Below are 4955 nucleotides of genomic sequence, written 5' to 3' on the forward strand. Positions count from 1 at the left end.
CCGATCTTAGTAATCTGAGTAGAGATGAGGTAGATGTGATGCTAGGTATCAATTTAGAACAGACTAGAGTTTATCGAGAAGCCAAGGCTGAGGGGGAGTTAATTGGTGAAGCTAGAGGTGAAGCTAGAGGTGAAGCTAAGGAACAGGCTTTAATCTTGCGGCTGTTAACTCGACGAGTCGGGAAGATGCCGAATCAATTGCAAGAACGAATCAAATCTTTACCTCTAGAACGATTGGAGGAATTGGGTGAAGCTTTATTAGACTTCACCGCGATGGCAGATTTAGAGGCTTGGTTAGCTCGATAATTCAAGTACCACTGGGCACAAATTGGGTAAAGTTATTGCAGCGGTTAATTAAACTATTTCCGATCGATCTTAAATTGCTGTAATCGCTGTAAAATGTGCGCCTGAAAACTGGAATTACCGAGGTGTTGGGCGATCGACAAAGCTATTTCGAGCATAGAAATCGCCGCTGCTAATCGACCCGTATAATAGAGTGCTAAACCTTCAGCATAAAAGCCCGTTTCATCGCGATCGATTAACTTTTCTAAATTCAGATCTTGGATCGTTCTAGCCCGATCGAAGTCCGCGATCGCTTCACTAGTATCGCCCCGGTTGTAATAAATTATCCCCCGATGATATCGAGCGGAAACATAATTAGGAGACAACTCGATCGCGACGGTAAAATCGGCGATCGATCGAATCGTTCAACTTCGAGTAAATAAAATCGGCGATGAGTTCCTGTCAGATTACCTGACAGGAAAATTACATCGAATCTTTAACAGGGTGGTGTAGTCTTGTTATTATGTTCGCACTTCACTTTAGGTAAATGCCAGGGAAGATTGGTAAGTTAGTAATAACTTAGCGGGATCTTAATTTTAGCTAACCCGAATCCGGTGCAGTGGTTAGTTAGCTAATGTTCGGGACATCTGCGGCGATAAAGTCCCTTTAACTTGCCCGGATCGGGTGCATAATACAACTAGTGAGCTACCAATTCCTGGTAAATAGCCCGATCGCGTACCAAATCGATATAAAATTACGCTTGAGGTAATATGGAAAATCGCCAGACTAACCGCAGACGGGGTGCGATTTTAACTGCTGTCGGCTATCAAAAACTGCTTGCAGCAAGACAGGAAATAGAACGATCGGTCAATTTTGGCGATCGCTATACCAAAGAAGAATTATCCAAACTGACAGGATTATCGCTCAAGACGATCGGTAAAATATTCGATCGCGTCTCAGATGCTGGCGCGCGGGCGGTTTCAGTAGATAAACAGACACTCGAACTCTGTTTTACAGCCTTCAATCTCGAACTAGAGCGCGGCGATTATTGCCAGCCCCGGATCGAGGGATCGGCACCAGTCCCGCATTCAGATGCCGCTCTCGATTGGGGTGAAGCCCCAGATGTGGCGGTATTTTATGGACGAGTGGCGGAACTCGCTCAACTCACCACCTGGGTAAGAGCCGATCGCTGTAAGCTAGTCGGCATTTTAGGCATGGGTGGGATCGGGAAAACGACCCTAGTTACCAAACTGGCGCAACAGCTCCAACCCCATTTTACCAAAATTGTCTGGCGATCGCTCCGCAATGCACCACCACTCCAACAGCTCATCCCCGAACTAATTTACAGCTTGAGCGATCGCGCAGAGACGATCGATCCGCAGCAAAATATCGCCACCCAAATCGCTCATTTGCTCGCCTACTTGCGCCAGGAAAGGTATTTGTTAATTTTAGATAATGTCGAAGCCATTATCCCCAGTCAGAACCCCGCCGCGAGTCAGCAGCCAGCACCGGGCTACACAGAACTATTCGAGCGGATTGGCGCATCGTCGCATCAGAGTTGTCTGTTGCTGACTAGTCGCGAAAAACCCGAAGCGATCGTGCCATTAGAGGGCGAGAAATTGCCCGTACGCACGCTGGCGATCTCCGGGCTGAATGCGCCAGAGATCGAAGACTTATTCAATGCTAAGGGGCTATCACCATCCCCACACGACAGGCTCCAGTTATGGCATATTTACAGTGGGAATCCACTGGCTTTAAATATTGTCGCCACATCCATTCACGATCTGTTCGATGGCGACATTAGAGCATTCCTGAACACAGATATATGCATATTTAGTGGCATTCGTCAACTCTTAGATCGACAATTCGATCGAACCTCACCCGCCGCCCAAACGGTCATGTACTGGCTGGCGATCGAGCGCAACTGTCTATCCCTGGGCGATTTACACCCGCAGATCGTCCCCACGATTTCTAAGTCGAGTCTCTTCGACACCTTAGAATCGTTACAACGGCGATCGCTCATCGAATACAGCCGGGGTAAATTTACCCAGCAGGCGGTAGTAATGGAATACATGACCGCACGCCTCATCGATGGAGTCGTAAGGGAATTAACTAACTGGGATTTACACGCACAGCGGCTCCCAGTCTTACCACTGTGGTTGAGTTACCCACTCATGGCAGCAGAATCGCCCAAGTATATTTACCAGATTCAACAACGCCAGATCTTAGGGCCGATCGCCGATCGATTACTATTACAATTCGGGCATAAATTAGCCCTAGCCGAACACCTCCAAGCAATTATCGTCAGCTTACAGACTCACTATCGCGGCACGAACCACTATGGCGGCGGAAATATCATCAATCTGCTCCGATATCTCGAAATCGATCTGACTGGCTACAACTTTGCCAACTTACCGATCCGGCAAGTCAATTTTCAAGACCAGATGCTGCACAACGTCGATTTTAGCGGTGCCGATTTTAACGACTTAATTTTTACACATTACTTCGGCGGCATTTTTGCAGTCGCTGTTAGTCCCGACTCGCAACTAATTGCCGCAGCAGAATATAACGGCAGTATTTATATCGGCTCGATTGCCACCAAAAGAATTCCCTTCCGGTTAACAGGTCATACTAGTTGGGTGTGGTCGGTGGCATTTAGCCCCGACGGTCGCACCCTCGCCAGTGCCAGCCAAGATGGGACGGTGCGCCTGTGGAAAGTCGCAACGGGGCAAGCCAGCCACGTTTTACAAGCCGATAATTACCAAGTAATGTCGCTATCTTTTAGCCCTAAAACGGTGCATCTAGCAGCGGGTGACGCTGATATATTAGCGACAGCGCATGGCGATGGATCGATGCGCTGGTGGAATGCATCGACTGGCGAACTAATAAATACTTACTCGGCACATGCCAAACCAGTATTTTCGGTCAGATTTAGTCCCGACGGGCAATTCCTCGCCACGGGTAGCGACGATTGCAGTGTCAAAATTTGGGATGCTGCAACGGGTGAGTGTCTGCACGAATTAACCGCACATACCAAGCGCGTGTGGTCGGTCAGATTCAGTCCCGATGGCAAATTACTAGCGACCTGTAGTGGTGATGGCACGATTAAAATTTGGGATGTTGCCACTTGGACTGTCTTAGAAATTATGTCTGGATATCGCAATTGGGTATTTGCGATCGAATTTAGTCCCGATAGTCAGATGCTAGCGATTGGCAATGTCGGTCATGTCGTTAAAATTTGGAATATTAGCACCAAACAACAAGTCGCCATTCTCCACCGACATACTACTTGGGTTGCCACTCTGCATTTTAGTCCCAATGGCAAGTTCTTAGTTACCGCCAGCGGCGATCGGGCGATCTGCTTGTGGGCTACCGACACCTGGCAAGAATTATACTGCTGGCAAGGGTACTCCAACTGGATCGAATCGGTGGTGTTTCATCCAGCAGGCGATAAGCTGTTAACTGGCTCTCAAGACGGGACGGTTACAGAGTGGGATGCTCGGACTCAACAAGTAATCCAAACTTTTACCGGACATCAATTGTGCGTCTGGTCGGTCGATTACAGTCCTGACGGTCGAGCGGTTGTGAGCGGTGGTGCCGATGGTACCGTTAAATTATGGAATGCCCAGACGGGCAATTTAGAACAGACCTTCTCAGCCCGATCGGGAGATGTCTGGAGCGTCCAATTTAGTCCCGATGGAGATGCCATCGCCGGAGTCGGCATGGACGGGACTAGAGTGTATATCTGGCGGGTTACAGGCGAATTAGTTGCCACTTTAATCGGTCATCAAAATGTCGTGAGATCGATCGCTTTTAGTCCCGATAGTCAACTCCTGGCAACGGGTTGTTTTGACTCTTACTGGCGATTGTGGCAAGTCGCCACGGGTGAATTGTGGGGCTGTTATGCTGGGCATAGTAACTGGATTTGGGATCTTACGTTTAGCCCTGACGGTCGCTCTATTGCGACCTGTAGTGCCGATCGGACGATCCGGCTGTGGGATGTGGCGACAGGGAAACTATTACAAACTTTTGAGGGACACAGCAATGAAGTCGTAGCGGTGAAATTTAGTCCTAATGGGCAATTCTTAGCATCAGCTAGTAGCGACCGCACGATTAAGATTTGGGATCTTGAAACGGGGCAAGTAGCTCAAACCTTGACCGGACATCGCGATCGCGTTTTATCGATTAGCTATCATCCCGATGGTCGGCAATTGGTGAGTAGCAGTGCCGATGACATCATTAAATGGGATCTAACTACAGGCGAATGCCTTGCCACCTGGAAACCCGTACCGCCATATTCGGGCTTAAATCTGACCGGAGCTACCGGATTAACCCCCGCGACGATCGGTTCTTTGAAAATGCTCGGCGCGATCGAATAGTTCGGTGCTAACGATTAAACTATTCGATCGGTTAGCAGGCTACCGCGTACACACAAGTCGGATCGGCTTTGTTTTGGGTTGGTTTACCCCCCCAACCCCCCCTTATAAAGGCTATCCATTACCCACAGATTATCCAATGATTTGGGAGATTGCGAGCCATTTAGGTAGGGGCAATTCATGAAGCGGCGGTTTTATGTCTAGGGTTCCCCCCGAATAAAAAAGCGGATTGATTTTCGGTCGGGTTTCCCGACCGTGAAAATCAACCAAGCACCGACAAGACATTGCCCCTACCTAA

3 protein-coding genes are annotated in these 4955 nt (G+C 48.7%); 2 read left to right on the forward strand and 1 reads right to left on the reverse strand.

The window, feature by feature from the left end; genetic code table 11:
- On the forward strand, positions 1-305 hold a 305-nt coding region (locus Q0R35_RS07500), incomplete at its 5' end, for a DUF4351 domain-containing protein (protein ID WP_295615554.1).
- 53 nt (positions 306-358) lie between these two features.
- Here Q0R35_RS07500 and Q0R35_RS07505 read toward each other — a convergent pair.
- A complete protein-coding gene (locus Q0R35_RS07505) occupies positions 359-703 on the reverse strand; it encodes a tetratricopeptide repeat protein (RefSeq protein WP_366944839.1) in 345 nt (114 codons plus the stop codon).
- Positions 704-1051: 348 nt separating this feature from the next.
- On the opposite strand from Q0R35_RS07505, the gene Q0R35_RS07510 reads away from it, so the two are divergent.
- A complete protein-coding gene (locus tag Q0R35_RS07510) occupies positions 1052-4660 on the forward strand; it encodes an NB-ARC domain-containing protein (RefSeq protein ID WP_295615557.1) in 3609 nt (1202 codons plus the stop codon).
- Positions 4661-4955 lie beyond the last annotated feature (295 nt).

It is taken from the genome of Chamaesiphon sp. GL140_3_metabinner_50, assembly GCF_025361915.1.
Classification (GTDB): Bacteria; Cyanobacteriota; Cyanobacteriia; order Cyanobacteriales; family Chamaesiphonaceae; genus Chamaesiphon.

Excerpts from the sequence above, each read along its gene's own strand:
- Q0R35_RS07510 (WP_295615557.1), top strand. The coding sequence starts at position 1,052 with ATGGAAAATCGCCAGACTAACCGCAGACGGGGTGCGATTTTAACTGCT.